Raw genomic sequence first — 22,393 nt, 5'->3', positions numbered from 1 at the left:
CCGCGACGACCAGATCCACTTGGCGCGCCGGACACGCCGGGAGGGCACCGCACCCGCGCTCAGTAGGGTCGAAGACACAATGCGCCTCACACACCGCTATCCCACCGTCTCCGATCAGCGCTTCCAATTGGCCAGCGGCGCCGCGACCGCGGTGGACCTGGTACAGCAGTCGCTGCGGGACATCGAGGCCAGCCAGCCCCGGCTGAACGCGTTTCGGGTGGTGCTGGCGGCCTCGGCGCTGGCCGAGGCCGCCGAGGCCGACCGGCGCCGCGCCGCCGGCGACCGGTCCCCGCTGCTGGGCATCCCCATCGCGGTCAAGGACGACGTCGATGTGGCCGGTGCGCCAACGGCTTTCGGCACCTCGGGGCCCGTACCGCCGGCGACCGCGGACTCCGAGGTGGTCCGCCGGCTGCGGGCGGCCGGCGCGGTGATCGTCGGCAAGACCAACACCTGCGAGTTCGGCCAGTGGCCGTTCACCAGCGGACCGGCGTTCGGGCACACCCGAAACCCGTGGTCCGCCAACCACACTCCGGGCGGGTCCTCCGGCGGCAGCGCCGCGGCGGTGGCCGCCGGGCTGGTGCCCGCCGCCATCGGTTCCGACGGCGCCGGCAGCGTGCGCATCCCGGCCGCGTGGACCAACCTGGTCGGCATCAAACCGCAGCGCGGCCGCATCTCCACCTGGCCGCTGCCGGAGTCCTTCAACGGCATCACCGTCAACGGCGTGCTGGCCCACACCGTCGCCGACGCCGCACTGGTGCTCGACGCGGTCTCCGGCAACGCGGCCGGGGACCTGCATCAGCCGCCGCCGATCGCGGCCTTCGAGGCGGTCGGCACCGCCCCCGGCGCGCTGCGCGTCGCGCTGTCGACCCGGTTCCCGTTCACCGGATTTCGCGCCAAGCTGGACCCGCAGATCCGCGCCGCGCTCGAGCGGGTCGGCGATCAGCTCGGCGAACTCGGGCACACCGTGATGACCGGCAACCCGGACTACGGGCTGCGCCTGTCGTGGAGTTTCCTGTCCCGCTCGACCTCGGGATTGTTGGACTGGGCGCACCGGATGGGCGACGCGGCCGAACTGGACCCGCGGACCAGGGCCAACCTGCGGATGGGCCGGGTGCTCTCCGAACAGGTACTGCGCCGGGCGCGCCGGCACGAGGCCGTGGCGCAGCGGCGCGTCGGGGCGATCTTCGACACCGTCGACGTGATCGTCGCCCCGACCACCGCCCAGCCGCCGCTGCGCGTCGACGCGTTCGACGACCTCGGGGGGCTCGGCACCGACCGCACCATGATCGCCGCGTGCCCGGCGACCTGGCCGTGGAACGTCCTGGGGTGGCCGTCGATCAATATTCCGGCCGGGTTCGCCGACGGCGGTCTGCCGATCGGCGTGCAGCTGATGGGACCGGCCAACAGCGAACCGCTGTTGATCTCGCTGGCCGCCGCGCTCGAGGCGGTCAACGGTTGGCACACCCGCCAACCGACCGCCTGGTGGACGCAGTCGGACTGACCTTTAAGATCGGCCAGATGAGACGGACCACACGCACCGCCCCGATCATGTTTGCGGTCACAGCTCTGAGCGCGGTCACAGTGCTGGCGGCCCCGACGGCCGCGGCCGACAACAAGCGCCTCAACAACAGCATCGTCGCCAACGTGCACACCATGATGATGAAGAACGGCTGCGCCGACGACTACGACATCGAACCCATGGTGCGGGTGAACCCGAAGCTGCGGCTGGCCGCCGAGTGGCACGCCAACGACGTGCTGAACAACCGCGCGCTCGACGGCGACATCGGCTCGGACGGTTCGACCGTGGCCGACCGGGCCCGCGCCGCCGGCTACGAGGGCGAGGTCGCCGAGACCGTCGCCATCAACCCCGCGCTGGCCATCAACGCCGTCGAGATCATGAACCAGTGGTTCTACCGGCCCGACTACCACGCGACCATGTCCGACTGCGGCAACACCGACATCGGGGTGTGGTCGGTGAACAGCCTGGACCGCAGCGTGCTGGTGGCCGTGTACGGCCACGGGGATGCCGCCGGCCCGGCCCCGGTGGGGCCGCGGCAGTTCGGCTGAGGGACCAATCGGCTGTGTCCGGGTGGGCACTCGCGTAATCTCCCTGCGCATGAGGATGCGCAGTGTCGCGGCAGGGTCCGCGTTCGGTGTGGTGACGGCGATGGCCTTCGCCTCGGTGGCCGCACCGGTCGCCGGAGCCGACAACCGTCGGCTCAACGACGGCGTCGTGGCCAACGTCTACACCATGCACGAGCGCGCCGGCTGCGACACCAAGATCAAGATCAATCCGAAGCTGCGCCTGGCCGCCCAGTGGCACACCAACGACGTGCTGCACAACCGCGCACTCGACGGCGACATCGGCTCGGACGGTTCGACCGTGGCCGACCGCGCCCGCAAGGCCGGCTACCAGGGCGCGGTGTCGGAGACCGTGGCGATCAACCCGGCGCTGGCCATCAGCGGCGTCGAGATCCTCAACCAATGGTGGTACCGGCCCGACTACCACGCGATCATGCACGACTGCGCCAACGTCGACATCGGCGTCTGGTCGGAGAACCTGGTCCCCGACCGCAGCGTGGTGGTCGCGGTCTACGGCACCGGCGACGGCGCGAACCCGGTTCCGGCGCCGCCGCGGCAGTTCGGTCAGCGCCCGCCGAATCACCCGTAGTCGGTCTGCTCAGAAGCCCAGTCGGCCAAGCTGTTTGGGGTCGCGCTGCCAGTTCTTGGCGACCTTCACCCGCAGGTCCAGATAGACCTTGGTGCCCAACAGCCGCTCGATCTGGGTGCGCGCGGCGGTGCCGACCTCGCGCAGCCGGGCCCCGCCCTTGCCGATGACGATGCCCTTCTGGCTGTCGCGCTCCACGTACAGCAGGGCGCGCACGTCGATCAGCGGATCGCCTTCCGGGCGGTCGGGCCGCTCCTCGACCTCGTCGATGACCACCGCCAGCGAGTGCGGCAGCTCGTCGCGCACCCCTTCGAGTGCGGCCTCGCGGATCAGCTCGGCCATCAGGACTTCCTCGGGCTCGTCGGTGAGCTCCCCGTCGGGATAGAACGCCGGCCCGGGCGGCAGGTGGCTGACCAGCACGTCGGTCAGGGCGTCGACCTGGGTGCCGGCGGTCGCCGAGACTGGCACGATGTCGCGCGCGTGCTCGCCGAATTCCTGGTCGACAGCGACCAATTGGGCCGCGACCCGGTCCTTGGGCACCTTGTCGATCTTGGTGACGATGACGATCAGCGTGGTGCGCGGCGCCACCTCGCGGATCTGCTGGTAGATCCAGCGGTCCCCCGGGCCGATCGCCTCGTCGGCCGGGATGCACAGCCCGATCGCGTCGACCTCGCTGTAGGTGTCGCGCACCAGATCGTTGAGGCGCTGCCCGAGCAGCGTGCGCGGGCGATGCAGCCCCGGGGTGTCCACCAGGACGATCTGGAAGTCCGGCCGGTGCACGATTCCCCGGATGGTGTGCCGGGTGGTCTGCGGCCGGTTCGACGTGATGGCGATCTTGCTGCCGACCAGCGCATTGGTCAGCGTGGACTTGCCGGTGTTGGGCCGGCCCACCAAACAGACGAAACCGGAACGGAATTCGCCCTCTGTATTCGTCACCGGGACTCCTCCTCCGCCGCGGGCACGGGGTCGACGGGCCGGACCAGGACCGTACCGATGCGCACCCGGCCGCGATGGTCGTTGCCGCCCTCGGCGCGCAGTCGCAGCCCGTGCGAGACCACCTCGGCGCCGGGCAGCGGCACCCGGCCCAGTTCCAGCCCGAGCAACCCGCCCACGGTGTCCACGTCGAGGTCGTCCTCGAACTCCACGTCGTCGTACAACTCGCCGAGGTCCTCGATGGGCAGCCGGGTGGAGACCCGGTAGCAGCGATCGCCCAGTTCCTCGATGGGCGCGATCTCGTCGGCGTCGTACTCGTCGGCGATCTCGCCGACGATCTCCTCGAGCACGTCCTCGATGGTCACCAGCCCGGCGATGGCGCCGTACTCGTCGACCAGCAGCACCATGTGGTTTCGGTCACGCTGCATCTCGCGCAGCAACTCGTCGAGCCGCTTGGAGTCGGGGACGAACACCGCCGGGCGCAGCACATCGGCGATCTGGGTGTCGCTGCCGCCGTTGACCGAGTGATACGTCTGTTGGACAAGGTCTTTCAGATAAACCACGCCGACGACGTCGTCGACGTTCTCGCCGATCACCGGGATCCGGGAGTGCCCGCTGCGCACCGCCAGCGAGGTCGCCTGGCCGGCGTTCTTGTCGGACTCGATCCACACCATCTCGGTGCGCGGCACCATCACCTCGCGCGCCGGGGTGTCCCCGAGTTCGAACACCGACTGGATCATCCGGCGCTCGTCGTCGGCCACCACGCCGCTCTGCTGCGCCAGGTCGACGACCTCCCGCAACTCGATCTCGGAGGCGAACGGCCCGTTGCGGAAGCCGCGGCCCGGCGTCAGGGCGTTACCGAGCAGGATCAGCAACCGGCTGATCGGGGCCAGCAGCACCGAGATCGCTTGCAGCGCAACGGCCGAGGCCAACGCGATCGAGTAGGCGTTCTGGCGGCCCACGGTGCGCGGACCCACCCCGATCACCACGAAGCTGACCACCACCATGACCGCGGCCGCGATCAGCAGCGCCCACCCGACGCTCATCAGGTCCCGGAGGTACTCGACCACCAACACCGTGGCCGCCGTCTCGCACGCGATACGCAGCAGCACCACCAGGTTGATGAAGCGCGGCCGCTCGCTGACCACCCGGGCCAGCCGGACCGCGCCGGGCCGCTCGTCGCGCACCATCTCCTCGATGCGCGCCATCGACACGGTGCTGATGGCGGCGTCGATGGCGGCGAACAACCCCCCGAGCCCCACCAGCGCGATCGCGCCCAGTAACGGCGCCAGTTCGGTCACAGCTGATCGTCGGCGGCCGGCGTCATGAAGTACTCCGACTTGCCCAGCAGGCTGCTGTCGCGCTCGGCCTGCCGGTTGCGGCGGTACAGCTGGGCCTGGTCGTGATACCAGTCCTCGAGCAGCTGACGCTGCAACGCGAACATTTCCTTCTCCTCGTCGGCCTCGGCGTGGTCGTAGCCCAGCAGATGCAGCACACCGTGCACGGTCAGCAGCGCCAACTCGTGCTCCACGTCGTGGCCGGCGGCCTTGGCCTGCTCGGCGGCGAACTGCGGGCACAGCACGATGTCGCCGAGCATCGACGGTCCCGGTTCGCTGGCGTCGGGCCGACCGCCCGGTTCCAGCTCGTCCATCGGGAAGCTCATCACGTCGGTGGGACCGGGCAGGTCCATCCAACGCATGTGCAGATCGGCCATGGCGGCGGTGTCGAGCAACACCATCGACAGCTCCGCGCCCGGGTTGACGTTCATCTTGTCGATGACGAAGCGGGCCACGCTGATGAGCTCCTCCTCGGAGACATCAAGCCCGGACTCGTTGGACACCTCGATGCTCACGGCCGGCTCACCTTCGCGCGCGACGGGTCACGCGGTTGCCCAGGGCGTCGCCCGCCCGGGCCCCGGCCTTCTCGTAGGCGTCGACGATCTCCGAGACCAGCCGGTGCCGCACCACGTCGGCGCTGCTGAGTTCGGCGACGTGGATGTCGTCGATGCCGTCGAGGATGTCGACCGCGGCGCGCAGCCCGGATCTGGCCCCACCGGGCAGGTCCACCTGCGTCACGTCACCGGTGACCACGATCTTGGCCCCGAAACCGAGGCGGGTCAGGAACATCTTCATCTGTTCGGGCGTGGTGTTCTGCGCCTCGTCGAGGATGATGAACGCGTCGTTGAGGGTCCGGCCGCGCATGTAGGCCAGCGGCGCGACCTCGATGACCCCGGCGCTCATCAGCTTCGGGATCGCCTCGGGATCCATCATGTCGTGCAGCGCGTCGTACAGCGGGCGCAGATACGGGTCGATCTTCTCGCTCAGGGTGCCCGGCAGGAACCCCAGCCGCTCCCCGGCCTCCACCGCGGGCCGGGTCAGGATGATCCGGTTGACCTGTTTGGTCTGCAGCGCGTGCACCGCCTTGGCCATCGCCAGATAGGTCTTGCCGGTGCCGGCCGGGCCGATGCCGAACACGATGGTGTGGGCGTCGATCGCGTCGACGTAGCGCTTCTGGTTCAGCGTCTTGGGGCGGATGGTCCGACCGCGCCGCGACAGGATGTCGAGCGTGAGGACCTCGGCCGGGGAGGCGTCCTCGGCGCCGTTGACCATCGCCACGCTGTGCCGCACGGCATCCGGGGTCAGGGTCTGGCCGCTGCCGACGATGGCGAGCAACTCGGTGAGCACCCGCTCGGCCAGCGCCACGTCGGCGGGGGTCCCGGACAGGGTCACGGCGTTGCCGCGCACGTGCAGGTCGGCGTCGAGGCTGCGTTCCAGTACCCGGAGATTCTCGTCGGCAGAGCCCAGCAGGCCCACAACCAGGTCGGGCGGCACATTGATGCTGCTTTTCACCGAGGAACCCGCAGGGACGGACGTAGCGGGGGCGGCGTTGGTATCGCGGGGCGTCACGTGGGCTTTTCTGCCTGCTTTCTCACTTCGGGGCGGTTTGCTCGGTGCCCCGAGTCTACCGCCGTCATTCCGAGCAACCCAATGATTACCGCAGTTGGGCCGCGTAGCCTGAGGGGCGTTAGTTGCACGTCCGTCCCGTTGCGGTGCGGACGACGGTCGGAGGAGCAGCGCCACTGTCATGATTCGGACATTGCGTGTCTGGCTACGGCAACCCGATCACTACTACTGGATCACGGCGCTGCTGGCGGCCCGCGGGGCCGAGGTGGCCGCCACCCGGGTGGTGTCCGCGCTGGTGGGCAGCCTGGCCATCCTGCCGATCTTCATGATCTTCTCCCCCGCGGGCCCGCACGGCCCGGTCAACGTGGCCATCTCGTTGGTCGCGGCGCTGGTGGCCATTGGGCTGGCGCTGTGGTGGCGACGGGCTCACTGGCCCAGCCGGCAACAGTCGCTGCTGTTCGTCACGCTCGCGTCGATCTCCGTGACCGCGGTCGCGCTCGTGCAGTCCAACCCGGTCAGCGGCATCTTCGCCACCTGCGCGTTCGCCGGGATCGGCGGCTACCTGGTGTTCTTCCACAGCGCGCGGCACGTGTTCAGCATGCTGTTGGCCACGCTGCTGGTCGGCGCCATCCCGTTCGTCCGACTGACCGCGGCCGGGGATCCGATCTGGGGCGCCGGGATGATCACCGCGGTGCTGGTGATCATCCTGTCGGCGACGGCGGGTTGTCAGGCCTTCGTGCAGATGCTCGGGGAGGCCACGGTCGGCGGCGACCTCGAGCCGGTGACGGGCCTGCTGAACCGGTCGGCGTTCTACGAGGCCGCCGGGACGTTCATCGCCTCCCGCAGCCGCGTCGACGACCGCCACCTGGTGATCGTCGTGGTCAGCCTGGACAACTTCGCGTTGCTCGCGCCCGCACACGCCACCTCGGCGCGCATCGCCGCCGGGCGGGCGATGCGCGAGACCACCCGCCGCGACGCCGTCGTCGCCCACATCACCGACAGCGAATTCCTGGTCGCCGACAGCTTCGCCGCACCGGACGCCAGCGCCCTGGTGGAACGGATCCGCAGCGCCATCCGGAGCACGCCGCTGCGGCTGACCACCAGCATCGGCGTGGTGTGCACCCCGATGGCCGGGCTGGCGGCCTGCCCGCCGTATGAACTGCTCGACGAGCTGATCGCGTTGGGCACCAAGGTGATGTACGACGCGCGCCGGGCCGGCGGCAACCGCGCCCAGTACGCGGTCTGCGAGCGACCGGCCTGCCTGGACGGCTACCCGGACGAGACCGAGGACACCGGCTAACCCCAGCGCGGGGTCAGTACGCCGAGCGCGCCGAGTGCGACCGCGGCCGCCGTCGAGGTGCGCAACACCGTCGGGCCCAGCCGCACCGCGTGCGCACCGGCCCCGGTCAGGGCGGCGATCTCGTCGTCGGTGATGCCGCCCTCGGGACCGACGATCAGCATGATCGAATCCGCCTGTGCCAGAGGCAGTTCGGTGAGTTCGGTCAGTGCGGTATCCGCCGCCTCGTGCAGCGCCAGCACCACATCGCACCCCGCCGCCCGCGCGACGACGTCGGCGGTGCGCAGCGGGCCGGCCACCGCCGGGATGTGGGCTCGGCGGGACTGCCGGGCGGCCGAACGGGCCACCGCGCTCCAGCGTCGCAATCCCTTGTCCGCGCGGGCATCATCCCAGCGGGCGACGCAGCGCGCAGCCTGCCAGGCGATGACCTCGTCGGCGCCGGCCTCGGTGGCCAACTCGACCGCCAGCTCGGAGCGTTCCGACTTGGGGATGGCCTGCACCACGGTGACGGACGGCCGCGCCGCCGCGACGCTGCGGCGGGCCAGCACCCGGGCGGTCAGTTCGCGTTTCGCGGTGCCCTCGACGACGCAGTCGGCCAACTCGCCGACGCCGTCGCCGAGCACGATGTGCTCACCGGGTCGCAGTCGGCGCACCGTCGCGGCGTGGAACCCCTCGTCGCCGTCGACGACGGCGATCCCACCGACGTCGGGAACGTGGTCGACGTAGAACAGCGCGTGGGAGATCGGGGCCACCCTCCGGTGTCAGCGGCCGGAGAAGGTTTCGCGCAGCCGGCTGAAGATGCCGCCGCCGTTGTTCTGAGCGGCCGCGGCGGCCGAGCGGATCTGGGCGACGTCGCGGCCGCGGTTCTCCTTGAGCTGGCGCAGCAGCTCGGTGTCGGCCGGGTCGAGCTTGGCCGGCACCACCACGTCGACGTGCGCGTGCAGGTCGCCGCGGACCCCGGAGCGCAGATGCGGCATGCCGTGGCCGCGCAGCGTGATCACCGCGTCCGGCTGGGTGCCCGCCGGGATGACGATGTCGACCGCGCCGTCGAGAATGTCGTCGACGGCCACCGTGGTGCCCAGCGCCGCGTCGACCATCGGTACCTCGACGGTGCAGTGCAGGTGGTCGCCCTCGCGGACGAAGATGTCGTGGGCCTGCTCGTGCACCTCGACGTACAGGTCGCCGGCCGGGCCGCCGCCGGGGCCCACCTCGCCCTGGGCGGCCAGCCGCACCCGCATGCCGTCGCCGACGCCGGCGGGGATCTTCACGCTGATCTCCCGGCGGGACCGCACCCGGCCGTCGCCGCCGCAGCGGTGGCACGGATCGGGGATCACCTCGCCGACCCCGCGGCAGGTGGGACACGGCCGGGAGGTCATCACCTGGCCCAGCAGCGACCGCTGCACGCTGGACACCTCGCCCAGCCCGCCGCAGGTGTCGCAGGAGGCCGGCTTGGAGTCGCCGTGGGTGCCCTTGCCGTGGCAGCGGTCGCACAGCACCGCGGTGTCGACGGTGACCTGCTTGGTCACACCCGTCGCGCACTCGGCGAGGTCCAGCCGCAGCCGCAGCAGCGAGTCCGAGCCGGGACGGACCCGGCCGACGGGCCCGCGCGAGGCGGTGCCGCCACCGAAGAACGCCTCGAAAACGTCGCCGAGGCCGCCGAAGCCGCCGGGGAACCCGGCGCCGTTGCCGCCCGCGCTGTCCAGCGGGTCACCGCCGAGGTCGACGATGCGCCGCTTCTCCGGATCGGTCAGTACCTCGTAGGCCACCGAGATCTCTTTGAACCGGGCCTGCGCCTCCTCGTCGGGGTTGACGTCGGGATGCAGCTCCCGGGCCAGCTTGCGGTAGGCCCGCTTGAGCTCCGCATCACTGGCGCCCTTGCTCACGCCGAGCAGACCGTAGTAGTCGCGTGCCACTCGTGTTCCCCACACTTCTCTGACTAGCCGGGCGGGCGCCGTTACCGGGTGCCCAAAACCTCACCGATGTATAGAGCAACTGCGGCGACGCTGGCCATGGTGCCCGGATAATCCATCCGCGTGGGTCCGAGCACGCCCATGCCGCCGTAGACCGTGTCCATTGTGCCGTACGTCGTGGACACCACCGACGTCCCGGCCATCTGCTCGGTACCGGAGGCCACCTGCGCCTCGTGCCCGATGCGCACCGTGACCTTGCCGGCCTCCTGCTTGGCGGCCAGCAGCTTGAGCACCACGACCTGCTCCTCGAGCGCCTCGAGGACCGAGCGCAGCGAGCCGCCGAAGTCCGCGGTGTTGCTCGTCAGGTTCGCCGTCCCGCCGGTGAGGAGACGTTCCTCACGATGTTCGACCAGCGACTCGAGCAGCACCGTCGCCGAGCGCCCGACGGCGTCGCCGAGCCCGCCGGTGCCGTCGAGCTGGCTGGCCAGGTCGGCCACCGCCACCGAGGCCGCGGCCATCTTCTTGCCGTCGAGGGCCTTGCCGAGCAGGTCGCGCAGCTGGCCGAGCTGATGTTCGTCGATGGCGTCGCCGAGTTCGACGATGCGCTGATCCACCCGGCCCGAATCGGTGATCACCACCAGCAGCAGCCGGGCCGGCGACAGCGCCACCACCTCGACGTGCCGCACCGTCGACGACGACAGGGTCGGGTACTGCACCACCGCGACCTGGCGGGTCAGCTGGGCGAGCAGGCGCACCGAGCGGCGCAGCACATCGTCGAGGTCCACGCCGGATTCCAGGAAGCTCAGGATGGCCTTGCGTTCCGGTGAGGACATCGGCTTGACGTGGTCGAGGCGGTCGACGAACTCCCGGTAGCCCTTCTCGGTGGGCACCCGCCCGGAGCTGGTGTGCGGCTGGGCGATGTACCCCTCGGCCTCGAGGACCGCCATGTCGTTGCGGATCGTGGCGCTCGAGACACCGAGATTGTGTCGCTCCACCAGCGACTTGGAGCCGATGGGCTCCTTGGTCGACACGAAGTCGGCCACGATGGCGCGAAGCACTTCGAAGCGACGATCGTCGGCACTGCCCATGCCCGGACCCACCCTTCTCTAGCGCGTGACACAACCGGCCACCACGACCGGTGTAGCCCATTTTACGATCCGGGCCGTTCGGCGGGCCGATCACCGGCTAGCCTCAAGGGGTACATGTCGAGCTGGGGGCATGCGGGAAGACGACGCTGGAAATGATTTTCAAGGGTGTCCGGGACGGGAAGCCCTACCCCGACCATGGCCTGACCCACCGCGACTGGTCGAAGATCCCGCCCCGGCAGATCCGCCTCGACGAGCTGGTGACCACCACCACGGTGCTGGCGCTGGACCGGCTGCTGTCCGAGGACTCGACGTTCTACGGCGATCTGTTCCCACACGCCGTGAAGTGGCAGGGCATCGTCTACCTCGAGGACGGCCTGCACCGCGCCGTGCGGGCGGCGCTGCGCAACCGCACGATCTTGCACGCGCGGCTGTTCGACATGGACCTGCTGGCCCCGGCCTGAACTATCCGCGCAGGGCCTCGCGCAGCGTCCGCGGCCGGATGTCGCTCCAGTTCTGTTCGACGTAGGCCAGGCAGTCGGCCCGCGAGGCCTCGCCGAACACGCTGCGCCAGCCGGCCGGCAGCTCGGCGAAGGCCGGCCACAGGCTGTGCTGTTCCTCGTCGTTGACCAGCACGTAGAAGGTGCCGTTCTCGTCATCGAAGGGGTTGGTGCTCATAGCTTCTCCTACTCGCGCGGTCGTGGTTGTCGGTCAGCTCGGCGCCCAGCACCCGGTCGGACAGCAGTCCCAGGCAGCTCAGGTTCGGGAATCCGGGACCCTGGTTGAGTCCGGACAGGTTGGGCAGGAACAGCTTCGGGGTCAGATGCGAGACCGCCAGGTCGTAGCCGACCGACTCCTGCAGCCGCTCGCCGGTCATCGGGCCGCCGAGCCCCAGCTCGATGAGGTCCAGCGCGTCCTGGTTGAACAGCTCGGTGAACCACAGCGCGTCGGCGCCCGAACCGTCGATCACCAGGTCGAAACCGTGCACGGTCTCCAGCGACTCGCCGGCGCGGTCGCTGTGCAGCGTCAGCCGGATCTGCTCGTCGCGGGCCACGGCGTGGGCCACCCGGCCGCGCAGGTGCCGGATCCGGTCGTCGGCCAGCAGCGCGTCCTGCACCCGCGCCGAGAACACCCCGCGGTCGGTCCGCGCGATGGCGTCCTTGCGCTCGGCCAGCGTCAGACCCGACCAGTGCGTCGGGTCGGAGAACAGCGTGTTCTCGAAGAACCCCTCACCGCGGGTGAACAGCGTCACCTGCGGCGAGATCACCGTGATGGTCGAGACTCGGTGCGCGAAAAGCTCGTTGAGGATGGCCGCGGCGGTCTCGCCGCCGCCGATCACCACCACCCGCTCGGCGCTGATGCGTTCGTGGGCCGCGGCGCGATGCCAGAACTCGGCGATCGAGAGCACCCGTGGGTTGCCGGGCAGGATCGACCGCTCGGGCTGGCCGGGTCCGGTGACCATCACCGCGTCGGCCCGGATCGTGGTGCCGTCGGTGCCCAGCGCCCAGCGGCGGCCGTCCACCCCGATGCTGGTGACCTCGCCGCGCAGCACGTTCATGTTGACGTTGTCGGCGACCCACTTGAGGTACTGCGCCCACTTGCGGTGCGCCGGGGCGGGGCGGCCGCGGTCGATCCATTCCGCGAACTGCCCGGTGGCCACCAGGTAGGACTGCCAGCTGTAGCGCATCATGCGCTCGTCGAGTTCGCCGTTGCGCCGCGGGACCAGCGAGGACCGGTACGGGAACCCGACGTCCTTCTCCGGTCCGGTGCCCAATCGGTGGTTGCCGTCGGTCCAGCCGCCGGCCGGTTGCCAATTGGCCGCCACCGCACTGCGTTCCACGGCGACGACGTCGGGCACCGCGACACCCATGTCGCGCAGGACGGCGGCCTTGGCGGCCACCGCGACCGCCTTGGGTCCGGCGCCGATGATTGCCAGCGTGCCGGTCATGATGCGACCTCCCTTGCCACGTCACTGAGTGCGTCCTCCCACAACGACTGCAGGACGGCGATGTCATCGGCGGTGAAGATATCGGGCAGCGCCCGCCACTGGGTGGCCAGCACCGGCGCCTCGGTGGCGTCCAGCATGACCGCGGCGGTGACGGTGAGCTCGTGCAGCACCGCCAGTTCCGGCTCCGGCAGCAGCGAGGCGCCGGCGAGCAGGGTGCGGTCCAGTTCGGCCGACCCGCCCCGCGCCGCCTCGGTGCGGCCCAGGTAGTTCAGCATGATCTGCGGCTCGGCATGCTCGCGCAGCTGTGCGCCGGTGTCGGCGCGCAGATAGCGCAGCAGGCCGTAGTCGATGCCGTCACCGGGGATCCGGGGCAGGCCGGGCTCCGGGGCGACCCGGACCGGGTAGATGGCGCTGAACAAACCGACGGTCTCGCCGATGTCGGTGCTGCCGTCGGGGTCGACGACGGCCTCGGCGCGGCCGTGGGTTTCCAACGCCAACAACGGGGTCGGGCTGTCCTGACCGCGCCGGTGCCGCCAAGCCGTCACCATCCGCGAGGCCGCGGCAGCCAACAGATCGGTCATCGGCACCGCCGCTCCCACCAGCCGCTCGGCAACCTCGCGGCCGCTCATCGACAGGCTGACCTGAAGGTGTGCGGCGCGGTCGGTCTGCGGGCGGATCCGCCGGGCCCCGAGGTCGGGATCCGGTCCGCGCAGCTGCGACACCCAGAACTCGCAGGTGTCGAGCTTGAGCGCCCGCTCCCCCAGGCGGTGCGACCACTGCCGGTAACCGGTGTGTTCCCGCACCGACACGGGCTGATGCCCGTCGGCCAGCGCGTGCCAGCCCGCGTCGAGTTCGCCGATCAGGATGCGCCACGACGCCGGGTCGAGCGCCAGCACGTGCGCGGTGAGCACCAGCACGCCGGGCCCGCCGTCCTCGCGGACCCAGACCGCCGAGAGCAGCCGACCCCGTTCCGGGTCAAGGCTTTCCACCGCCTTGGCGGTCTGCTCGACGACGGTGGCGGCCAGGTCGGCGCCGGCGTCGACCTCGCTGAACACGTCGGCGGGTTCGGGATCGGGTACCAGCGTCATGGTCGCGCGGTCCAGGCGGCAGCGCAGCACCTCGTGGCCGGCGACGATGGCGGCCAGGACCGCGCGCAGCTGCGCACCGGTGGTGCCCTGCGGTAGGCGGATCGCCTCGGTCTGGGCCAGCCGCCGCGGTGAGCCGTACTCGTAGAGCCAATGCACGTTGGGCAACACCGGGATCGGGCTGCCGTCGGTCGCGTTGTCGACGGTGGCCGCGGTGCTCTCGACTTCGGCGTCGATGGCGGCGGCCAGTTCGCGGATGGACCCGCACTCCAGCATCAGCCTGGCCCGCAACGGAATTCCGCGCCGGCGCGCGGCCTGCACCACCGACAGCGCGACGATGCTGTCCAGGCCCATCGACAGCAGGTCGGCGGCGACGTCGACGACGGGGGTCTCCAGCAGTTCGGCGACCACCTCGGCCAACGCGGCCTCGGTCTCGGTCTCCGGTTTCGCGACCGGTCCGTCATCGATGTCACCGTCCGCAGCCGCCAGCGCCCGCTCGTCGACCTTGCCGTGCGAGGTCAGCGGCAACTCGTCGAGCACCACGATGCGGTGCGGCACCAGGTAGCGCGGCAGCCGGGTGGTCAGCATGGCCCGGACCTCGGCGACCGGCACTTCGGTGCCGCCGGTGGCGACGTAGGCGATCAGGCGCGGGCCGCTGCGGTGCGCCCGGACCGCCACGTGGGCGGTCTGGATCAGCGGATGGGTCAGCAGCACCGCGGTGATCTCGCCGGGCTCGACCCGGTAGCCGCGGATCTTGACCTGGTCGTCGGAGCGGCCCAGGTACTGCAGCGTCGCATCGGGGTTGCGGCGCACCACATCTCCGGTGCGGTACATCCGCGCGCCGGGGTTGGCGGGGTCGGCGACGAACCGGCCGGCCGTCTCGGCGGGGCGGCCCAGATAGCCGCGGGTCACCTGCGCACCGGACAGGTACAGCTCCCCGGCCACCCCGTCGGGCACCGGACGCAACCAGGAGTCCAGCACCTGGGCGCGGGTGTCGGTGGTGGGCCGGCCGATGGTCGGCTGCGGATGATCGGCGATGGCCGCCACGACGGCCTCGACCGTCGTCTCGGTGGGCCCGTAGCAGTTGTAGGCGGTCATGCCGGTGCGCTCGCAGGCCGCGCGGATGTTGCGCCAGGTGCCGATGCCGATGGCCTCGCCGCCGAGGGCCAGCACCGTCAGCGGCACCTGGGTGAGCAGGCCGACGTTGTAGAGCTGGGCGAACATCGACGGCGTGGTGTCGATCAGGTCCACCCCGTGCCGGTCGATGACATCCACCAGCGCGTCGGCGTCGCGCTGGACGGCGTCCCCGACGATGTGCACGCTGTGCCCGTCGAGCAGCCCGGCCAGCGGCTGCCACGCCGCGTCGAAGGTGAACGACCAGGCGTGCGCGATGCGCAGCGGCCGCGACAGCCGGGTCGCCGCGGGCCGCAGCACGTTCTCGGCGTGGTCGGCCGCATACGACAGCACCGCGCCGTGAGTACCGATGACGCCCTTGGGTTTTCCGGTGGTGCCGGAGGTGAAGACGGCGTAGGCGGCGTGCTCGGGGCCGGTGCGCGCCGGCCGGTAGTCCGCGGGCGGCTCCGGGCTCTCGGCGGGCCAGTCGGCGTCGATGACCACCCGCGCGGCGCTCTGGTCGATGATGTCGGCGATCCGCTCGGCCGGCATCGCCGGGTCCAGCGGGACGATCATCCCGCCGGCCTTGAGCACCGCGAACATCGCGATCACGTACTGCGGGCCGCGCGGCAGGTTGATCGCCACCGGCGCCTCGTCGGCGACGCCGCGCGCCACCAGAGCGGCGGCCAGCCGGTCGGCGGCGCGGTCGAGTTCGGCGTAGCTGAGTTCGCCGTCGGCGTGGCTCAGGGCCACGGCGTCGGGGTGGCGCGCGGCGATCTGCGCGAACCGCAGGTGCACCCCTGCGGCGACCGGCGAGCCCGCCATCGCGGCGGTGTCGGGGCCGGTGCGGGCCGCGGCGCGGATCGCCTCGGCCTCCTCGGCGAACAGGCTGTTGACGTCGCGAAGCGGGTTGTCCCACTGCGTGATCAGATCCTCGGCGGTGGCGATGACCCGGCGACCGAGTTCGGCCTCGTCGACGGGACCCAGCGCGCCCTCGAGGGTCTCGACGAGCACGGTGAGCTCACCGTCGGTCAGGTGCGCGGCGATGGTCACCGGGAAATGCGACAGGCTCTCCAGCGCGGCGGGGGTGAAGGTCGCACCGTTGGCGGTGAATTCGCCGCCGCCGACCAGCCCGCCGGGCGGGAAGTTCTCGTAGACCAGCAGGGTGTCGAACAGTTCGCCGACGCCGGCCAGGCCGCGCAATTCGTTGTGCGCCAGGTAGCTGTGCTCGCGCAGTTCGGCGGCGGTGCGCTGCAGCGCCGTGCACTGCTCCCCCACGCTGCGCCGCGGGTCCAGCGAGATCCGCAGCGGGACGGTGTTGACGAACAGGCCGACCATCGATTCGACCCCGGACAGTTCGTCGGGCCGACCGGACACCGTCATCCCGAAGACCACGTCGTGGCGGTCGGTGAACACCGAGAGCACTGCGGCCCAGGCCATCTGGACCAGAGTGTTCAGGGTGACCCGGCGGGCCCGGGCGGCCTCGGCCAGCGCGGTGGTGGCCGCCCGGTCCAGCCGCACCTCGGTGCGCCGCGGCAGTCCGGGCGTGGGCTCGACGTCGGTCAGCGCCGGCGTGAGCAGCGTCGGGCCGGCCAGCCCGGCGAGGTGGCGCTGCCACACCGCGCGGCTGGCCTGCTGGTCGCGGGACGCCAGCCAGCCGATGTAATCCCGGTACGGGCGGGGCGAATTCGGCAGTGCGGCCGCGTCGCCGCCGGCGCGGTACAGCGTGATCAGCTCGCCGACGAACAGCGGCAGTGACCAGCCGTCGATGATGATGTGGTGCGCCATCACCGCCAGCCGCCACCGCTGCTCGGGCAGTTCGATGAGCAGGAACCGGATGGCGGGGCCGTGTTCGAGGTCGAACGGCCGGGCCCGCTCGGCGGCCTCGAGCGCGGCGGCCTCCTCGTCGCCCGACGCCGTGCGTTCGGTCCACGGCACCTCGACGGCGGCCGGGATCACCTGCACGGTGCGGCTCAGGTTGCCGCGAAAGAAGCTGGCGCGCAGGTTCGGATGGCGCGCCAGCATCAGCGCCGCGCAGTCGCGCAGCAGCCCCGCGTCCAGGGTGCCGGTCACGTCGGCGGCCATCGCGATGACGTAGGGGTCCGGCCGGCCGTCGGGGTCGGTGCCGGCCAGGGTGGTCATCGAGAACAGCCCCTGTTGCAGCGGGCTCAGCGCGATGACGTCCTCGATCGCGGGGGCGCCCTTGTTCTGGTCAGTGGAGGTCACTGGGACCCGTTCTGACCGTTGGGCGTCCCCCAGGACGCGGTGAGTTCGGCCAACTCGTCGGAGGACAGGCCCGAGGCGGCCATGGGCGCGTGCCGGGTGTCCGCCGCCTCCTCAGCGGCCGCGGCGGCGCCCTGATCGGCGGGGGCCGGGGCGCTGTCCACGACCTCGCCGAGCTCCTGCAGGACGGGATGTTCGAACACCATCCGGGCCTTGAGGTTCAGCCCCGCGTCGCGGGCCCGGGCCGCCAGCTGCACGGCCAGGATGCTGTCGCCGCCGAGGGTGAAGAAGTCGTCGCGGCGTCCCACGTCGGTGACGTCGAGGACCTCCTCGAGCATGGCCGCCAGCGTGCGTTCGGTGGCGGTGCTCGGCGGTTCGGCCGAGCGTGGCGTCGCCGCCGGTGCGGCCGCCGGCGCCGCCCCGGCCCGCTCGAGCAGTTCCAGGATCCCGTCGCTGGTCCACCGGCCGCGCTCGCCGGTGCGGTACAGCCGCGAACCGGCCTGGTCGGTAAAGGGATTGGCCACGAAGCGGGCCGCGGTGTCGCCGGCCCCGCCGTACCGGGCGGCCGCCAGCGGCCCGCCGCCGGTGTAGACGTCGCCGACCACCCCGGCCGGCACCGGCTGCAATGTCTCGTCGAGCACGTAGGCCCGGGCGTCCCCGACGCCGCTGAACTCCGCCAGGATGCGGTGCCGCTCGGCCGGATCGATGACGTCGATGTCGCGCAGGGTCGCGTCGGGGTTCGCGGCGAACGCGTCGACGACACGGCCCAGCCACTCGGTGAACCGCGTCATGGTGCCGCGGTCGTAGAGCTCCGAGCGGTAGATGGCGTGGCAGCGGTAGCCGTCCTCGCCGGCGAAGAAGCTCAACTGCAGGTCGGCGTGCGCGGCGTCGAAGTCCGGCTCGAGCGCCGTAAACGTAGTGGGGCCGGCGCCGTCGGTGCCGGGATCGATGACCCGGTCCACGGGCAACTGCTCGCGCACGTGCACGACGACACCGAACAGCGGGTTGCGCGACAGCGACCGCACCGGGCTCACCGCGTCGACCACCTGGTCGAACGGCAGGTCCTGATTTGCGTAGGCGGCCAGCGCCATGTCCCGGGTGCGACCGAGCAGTTCGCGCACCGTCGGGTTGCCGCGCAGGTCGTTGCGCAGCACCAGGATGTTGATGAAGAACCCGATCAGCTGATCGAGTTCGGCCTCGGTGCGCCCGGCCACCGGGCTGCCGATCGGGATGTCGAGCCCGCTGCCGGCCTTGTGCAGCGCGACGGCCACGGCGGCCTGCAGGATCATGAACTCGGTGACGCCGAGCTCGGCGCCCAGCGCCGCCAGCTTCGACCGGGTGGAGGCGTCGACGTCGAACGCGACGGCCTCGCCCACACCGCTGAGCACCGGCGGGCGCGGATGATCCGGGCGCAGGCCGATGTCCTCGGGCAGGCCGCGCAGCTGCTCGACCCAGTAATCCCGTTGCGGCCCCGCGATTCCCGCGTCCTCGGCCAGCAGCTCGGCCTGCCAGACGCCGAAGTCCGCGTACTGCACGGGCAGCGGCGCCCAGTGCGGGCGTTCGCCGGCGCAGCGCGCCTGATAAGCGACCAGCAGATCGGTGAACAACACGTTGGCCGACCAGTGGTCACCGGCGATGTGGTGCATGGTCAGCGCCAGCACGTGGGCATCGTCGGCGCGGAGCACGGCGGCCCGGATCGGCCATTCGTTCTCCAGGTCGAAGATGTGCGCGCGTTCACGGTCCAGCTGCTCGGTGATCCACTGCGCGCCGGTGCCGTCCTCGACGCGCACCGGCAGGCCGGCCGCGGGGTTGATGATCTGATAGGGGACGCCGTCGATCTCGCGGTAGGTGGTGCGCAGGATCTCGTGGCGGTCCACCAGGTCACCGATCGCGGCGCGCATGGCCTCGGTGTCCACGGGCCCGTTGAGGCGGGCCGCGAACGGGATGTTGTTGACCACGCCGGGGCCCTCGACCCGGTAGGTGAACCAGCTGCGCAGCTGCGAGGCCGACAGCGGGGCGGGCCCGTCGTGCGGGACGGGCACCAGCCGCGGCCGCGCCGGTCCGGCCGTGCCGGCGGCCACGGCGTCGATGTGCCGGGCGATCGCGGCGACCGTGGCCAGCTCGAAGATCTCGCGCACCCCGATGTCCACCCCGCACGCCGAGCGCACGGCCGCAACGAGTTTCGTCGCCAGCAGGGAGTGCCCGCCGAGGTCGAAGAACGAGTCGTCGGCGCCGACCCGGTCGCGGGCGAGCAGCTCGGCGAACAGCGCCGCCACCTGCCGCTCGGTCGCGGTCTCCGGCTCGCGGAACGCCGTCGCCGAGACGATCTCGGGCTGCGGCAGCGCGGCCTTGTCGATCTTGCCGTGCGTGGTGATCGGGATCTCCTCGAGCACCACATAGCCGGCCGGCACCATGTATTCCGGCAGCGCCGCGGCGACCCGGGTGCGGATCCGGTCGACGTCAACGGATTCCAGCGGTTCCCCGGCCACCGGGGTCAGGTAGCCCACCAGGCTCTTGCCCAGCTGCGGCAGATCGCTGACGACGACGACGGCCTGCCCCACGCTGGGGTCCACCGAGATCGCCGCGGCGACATCGCCGAGTTCGATCCGGAAGCCGCGGATCTTGACCTGCTCGTCGGCCCGGCCGACGAACTCGATGTCGCCGTCGGCGTTGCGGCGCGCCAGGTCACCGGAGCGGTACAGCCGCCCACCGGGGGTGAACGGGTCGGCGACGAACCGTTCGGCGGTCAGGCCGGGCCGGCGGTGATAGCCGTGGGCGACATGGGTTCCGCCGATGTAGATCTCGCCGATCACGCCGACCGGGACGGGCTGCAGCGCGTCGTCGAGCAGGTAGATCTGGGTGTTGATCTTGGGCTTGCCGATCGGCACGATGCGGGTGCCCTGCTTGCCCTGCACCTTGAACCGGCTGGCGTTGACCACGGTTTCGGTGGGCCCGTAGAAGTTGTGCAGCATGGCGTCGAAGGTGGCGTGGAACTTGTCGGCCACCTCGCCGGGCAGCGGTTCACCGCCGATCGGGACGCGCTGCAGGGTGCGCCACTGGTTGACGCCGGGCAGCGACAGGAACAGCCCCAGCAGCGACGGCACGAAGTGCATCGCGGTGATGCCCTCGTCGCGCAGCAGGTCGGTCAGGTAGCCGATGTCGTTGAGCCCGCCGGGCTTGTGGATGACGATGCGCGCACCGCAGGCCAGGGTGCCGAACACCTCGCCGATGGAGATGTCGAAGCTGGGCGAGGCGACCTGCAGCAGCCGGTCGTTCTCGTCGATCTGGTAGTCGCCCTGGAACCAGACGAAGTACTCCGAGATCGGCCGGTGCGACACCGGCACACCCTTGGGCTGCCCGGTGGTGCCCGAGGTGTAGATCAGGTAGGCGGTGTTGTCCGGGGTCAGCGGGCGGACCCGGTCGGCGTCGGTGGGGTCGTCGGTGCGGTACTTGTCGAGGCCGGTGAGGGGTTCGCGGACAACGAGTTTGGCGTCGCAGTCACCCAGGATGAAGTTCAGCCGGTCCTGCGGGTACGTCGGGTCCACCGGCAGGTATACCGCGCCGGCCTTGACCACACCGAGGGCGATGATGACCAACTCGGGCGACTTGTCCAGCAGGATCGCGACGCGGTCCTCGGCGCCGATGCCCTGCTCGATGAGCCAGTGCGCCACCTGGTTGGCCGACTCGTTGATCTCGCGGTAGCTGTAGCGGCGGCCCTCGTAGACCACCGCGACCGCGTCCGGGGTGCGCTGCACCTGCGCGGTCACCAGGTCCCCGAGGGTGGCCGGCGGGGTCTCGAACCGCTCGCCGTGCGACATCTCGTTCAGCCAGGCGGCGTCGGCGTCGTCGAGCACGCGCAACCGGCCCAGCGCGGTGTCCGGGGCCGCCAGCGCCCCGTCGAGCAGCACCGAGAAGTGGTGCAGCAGTTGCTCGGCCAGCGCCGGCTCCAGGATCTCCACCAGGTGCTCGGCCTCGACCAGCGCGCCGGTGCGGTCGAATTCGACCATGAAGCCCAGCGGCAGCTGGGTCAGCTGCCCGCGCAGTTCGGCCCGGTGGCACTCGACCCCGGGCGGGCAGAAGCCGCCGCCGTCGGGTTCGCGGAAGCCGAAGCTGACCCGCGTCATGCGTTCGGCGCCGTGGCGCCGGTCCGGGTTGAGCTCGCGGACCATCCGGTCGAGGTTGACGCGCTGGTGCGCGAACGCCCCGAGCGCGGTGTCCCGGGTCTGGTTCAGCAGGTCGCGGAAGGTCAGCGCCGCGGTCGGCCGCAGCCGCATGGCCACGGTGTTGCCGTAGTAGCCGATGGTGTCCTCGGCGTCGGCGTCCCGGTTGAGCACCGGCGTGACCACCAGGAAGTCGTCGCTGTGGGTGTAGCGGTGGATCAGCGCGCCGAACGCCGCGAGCAGCACCATGTACGGCGTGCAGCCGGCGTCCTTGGCCAGCTCGGCGATGCGCTGCGCGGTGTCGGCCGAGAGCCGGACGGTGCTGCGCGACGAGCGCCAGTTGCTCGGCACCGCAGAGCCGTTGGGCCCGGGCAGTTCCAGCGGCTCGGGCATGTCGGCCATCACGGTCCGCCAGTAGGCGATGTCGTCGTCGACCGTGTCGGGGGCGGCCCCGCCGGCGCGGCGCGGTTCCGGGTCCAGCTGCGCGCCGCCGTAGGCGCGGGTCAGGTCGCCGAAGAACACCCGCCAGGCGCCGTCGTCCCACGCGATGTGGTGGGCGACCAGCAGCAGCACGTGCTCGTCGGGTCCGGTGCGCACCAACGTGATCCGCAGCGGCGAGTCCTTGGTCAGGTCGAAGGGCGCGGCGAATTCGCGCTGGGCCAACACCTCGAGGCGCAGCTGCCGGGCGTGCTCGGAGAGCTCGGCCAGGTCGTGGCTGGCCCAGCCCGGGCGCAGGTCGGGGTCCACCCTGGGATGCGGCTCGCCGTTCTCGTCGGCGTGGTAGGTGGTGCGCAGGATGCTGTGCCGGGCGGCGACCGCGTCAACGGCCTCGTGCAGTCTGGCGGCGTCGACGACGCCGGTCAGCCGGTAGGACACGCAGATGTTCAGCAGCGCGCCGCTGGGATCGGCGGCCTGCATGAACCACATCCGCAGCTGACCGTCGGAGAGCCGGTCGACGGCATCCGGCGACGACGTGTCGGCGCCGGCGGAGTTCGACAGCCCACGTTCGCTCAGCTTGCGTCGCATCAACTCGAGACGCCGGTCTTCGAGGGAGGTTTCAGTCACGCT

At 71.2% G+C, this 22,393-nt stretch carries 16 protein-coding genes; 5 read left to right on the top strand and 11 right to left on the bottom strand.

Annotation, left to right across the window (positions count from 1 at the left end; translation table 11 throughout):
* Positions 1-79: 79 nt before the first annotated feature.
* The 3 genes from EL338_RS08295 (at position 80) to EL338_RS08285 (ending at position 2,671) form a co-directional block, all read left to right on the top strand.
* Entirely contained in the window at positions 80-1,501 is a 1,422-nt protein-coding gene (locus EL338_RS08295) for an amidase (RefSeq protein WP_126333327.1), read from the top strand.
* A 17-nt stretch (positions 1,502-1,518) separates the two neighbouring features.
* A complete protein-coding gene (locus tag EL338_RS08290; RefSeq protein WP_372940703.1) occupies positions 1,519-2,067 on the top strand; it encodes a CAP domain-containing protein in 549 nt (182 codons plus the stop codon).
* A 100-nt stretch (positions 2,068-2,167) separates the two neighbouring features.
* On the top strand, positions 2,168-2,671 hold the full coding sequence (locus tag EL338_RS08285) for a CAP domain-containing protein (RefSeq protein ID WP_126336743.1): 504 nt from the start codon (positions 2,168-2,170) through the stop codon (positions 2,669-2,671).
* Between the two features lie 9 nt (positions 2,672-2,680).
* Here the strand turns inward: EL338_RS08285 and era are convergent, their stop codons facing one another.
* Genes era through EL338_RS08265 form a run of 4 tightly spaced genes read right to left on the bottom strand, consistent with a single transcriptional unit; the run spans position 2,681 to position 6,507 of the window.
* Entirely contained in the window at positions 2,681-3,604 is a 924-nt protein-coding gene (gene era / locus EL338_RS08280; protein WP_126333326.1) for a GTPase Era, read from the bottom strand.
* Positions 3,601-4,902, bottom strand: coding sequence for a hemolysin family protein (locus EL338_RS08275; RefSeq protein WP_126333325.1), 1,302 nt, complete (start codon positions 4,900-4,902; stop codon positions 3,601-3,603). Before EL338_RS08275 ends, era begins: the two co-directional genes overlap by 4 nt.
* Positions 4,899-5,453 (bottom strand): rRNA maturation RNase YbeY, encoded by a 555-nt coding sequence (ybeY, locus tag EL338_RS08270; RefSeq protein WP_126333324.1) that lies wholly within the window; start codon positions 5,451-5,453, stop codon positions 4,899-4,901. The genes EL338_RS08275 and ybeY overlap by 4 nt, the downstream gene beginning before the upstream one ends.
* A gap of 7 nt (positions 5,454-5,460) precedes the next feature.
* Positions 5,461-6,507, bottom strand: coding sequence for a PhoH family protein (locus EL338_RS08265; RefSeq protein WP_126333323.1), 1,047 nt, complete (start codon positions 6,505-6,507; stop codon positions 5,461-5,463).
* Between the two features lie 178 nt (positions 6,508-6,685).
* Between EL338_RS08265 and EL338_RS08260 the strand changes: the two genes are divergently transcribed.
* Positions 6,686-7,804, top strand: a complete 1,119-nt coding sequence (locus EL338_RS08260) for a GGDEF domain-containing protein (protein WP_126333322.1) — start codon at positions 6,686-6,688, stop codon at positions 7,802-7,804.
* Here EL338_RS08260 and EL338_RS08255 read toward each other — a convergent pair.
* From EL338_RS08255 to hrcA, 3 genes are read right to left on the bottom strand one after another with little or no spacing between them, the layout of a single operon-like run.
* Complete coding sequence (locus EL338_RS08255; protein WP_126336742.1) at positions 7,801-8,544, bottom strand: 16S rRNA (uracil(1498)-N(3))-methyltransferase; 744 nt, start codon at positions 8,542-8,544, stop codon at positions 7,801-7,803. The genes EL338_RS08260 and EL338_RS08255 overlap by 4 nt on opposite strands.
* 18 nt (positions 8,545-8,562) lie before the next feature.
* Positions 8,563-9,714 carry a molecular chaperone DnaJ gene (dnaJ, locus tag EL338_RS08250; protein WP_126333321.1) on the bottom strand — a complete coding sequence of 384 codons (1,152 nt, stop codon included), beginning with the start codon at positions 9,712-9,714 and terminating at the stop codon, positions 8,563-8,565.
* Positions 9,715-9,755: 41 nt separating this feature from the next.
* A complete protein-coding gene (gene hrcA, locus EL338_RS08245) occupies positions 9,756-10,799 on the bottom strand; it encodes a heat-inducible transcriptional repressor HrcA (RefSeq protein WP_126333319.1) in 1,044 nt (347 codons plus the stop codon).
* 152 nt (positions 10,800-10,951) lie between these two features.
* On the opposite strand from hrcA, the gene EL338_RS08240 reads away from it, so the two are divergent.
* A complete protein-coding gene (locus tag EL338_RS08240; RefSeq protein WP_126333318.1) occupies positions 10,952-11,260 on the top strand; it encodes a type II toxin-antitoxin system VapB family antitoxin in 309 nt (102 codons plus the stop codon).
* 1 nt (position 11,261) lies between these two features.
* On the opposite strand, the gene EL338_RS08235 is transcribed toward EL338_RS08240, so the two are convergent.
* Genes EL338_RS08235 through EL338_RS08220 form a run of 4 tightly spaced genes read right to left on the bottom strand, consistent with a single transcriptional unit; the run spans position 11,262 to position 22,351 of the window.
* Positions 11,262-11,474 carry an MbtH family protein gene (locus EL338_RS08235; protein ID WP_126333316.1) on the bottom strand — a complete coding sequence of 71 codons (213 nt, stop codon included), beginning with the start codon at positions 11,472-11,474 and terminating at the stop codon, positions 11,262-11,264.
* Entirely contained in the window at positions 11,452-12,744 is a 1,293-nt protein-coding gene (mbtG, locus tag EL338_RS08230) for an NADPH-dependent L-lysine N(6)-monooxygenase MbtG (protein ID WP_126333314.1), read from the bottom strand. Before mbtG ends, EL338_RS08235 begins: the two co-directional genes overlap by 23 nt.
* The gene (locus EL338_RS08225; protein ID WP_126333313.1) at positions 12,741-17,168 is read right to left on the bottom strand and encodes a non-ribosomal peptide synthetase; all 4,428 of its coding nucleotides are present in this window, start codon (positions 17,166-17,168) and stop codon (positions 12,741-12,743) included. The genes mbtG and EL338_RS08225 overlap by 4 nt, the downstream gene beginning before the upstream one ends.
* Positions 17,165-22,351 carry a non-ribosomal peptide synthetase gene (locus EL338_RS08220; protein ID WP_126336741.1) on the bottom strand — a complete coding sequence of 1,729 codons (5,187 nt, stop codon included), beginning with the start codon at positions 22,349-22,351 and terminating at the stop codon, positions 17,165-17,167. Before EL338_RS08220 ends, EL338_RS08225 begins: the two co-directional genes overlap by 4 nt.
* Positions 22,352-22,393 lie beyond the last annotated feature (42 nt).

Source organism: Mycolicibacterium chitae (assembly GCF_900637205.1).
Classification (GTDB): domain Bacteria; phylum Actinomycetota; class Actinomycetes; order Mycobacteriales; family Mycobacteriaceae; genus Mycobacterium; species Mycobacterium chitae.
The sequence above is the reverse complement of the archived record's forward strand: the minus strand, read 5'-3'. Positions and strand labels throughout refer to the sequence as shown.

Excerpts from the sequence above, each read along its gene's own strand:
- EL338_RS08295 (WP_126333327.1), top strand. The coding sequence starts at position 80 with ATGCGCCTCACACACCGCTATCCCACCGTCTCCGATCAGCGCTTCCAA.
- EL338_RS08285 (WP_126336743.1), top strand. The coding sequence starts at position 2,168 with ATGGCCTTCGCCTCGGTGGCCGCACCGGTCGCCGGAGCCGACAACCGT.
- hrcA (WP_126333319.1), bottom strand. The coding sequence starts at position 10,799 with ATGGGCAGTGCCGACGATCGTCGCTTCGAAGTGCTTCGCGCCATCGTG.
- EL338_RS08235 (WP_126333316.1), bottom strand. The coding sequence starts at position 11,474 with ATGAGCACCAACCCCTTCGATGACGAGAACGGCACCTTCTACGTGCTG.
- EL338_RS08290 (WP_372940703.1), top strand. The coding sequence starts at position 1,519 with ATGAGACGGACCACACGCACCGCCCCGATCATGTTTGCGGTCACAGCT.
- EL338_RS08260 (WP_126333322.1), top strand. The coding sequence starts at position 6,686 with ATGATTCGGACATTGCGTGTCTGGCTACGGCAACCCGATCACTACTAC.
- EL338_RS08220 (WP_126336741.1), bottom strand. The coding sequence starts at position 22,351 with ATGCGACGCAAGCTGAGCGAACGTGGGCTGTCGAACTCCGCCGGCGCC.
- mbtG (WP_126333314.1), bottom strand. The coding sequence starts at position 12,744 with ATGACCGGCACGCTGGCAATCATCGGCGCCGGACCCAAGGCGGTCGCG.
- EL338_RS08240 (WP_126333318.1), top strand. The coding sequence starts at position 10,952 with ATGATTTTCAAGGGTGTCCGGGACGGGAAGCCCTACCCCGACCATGGC.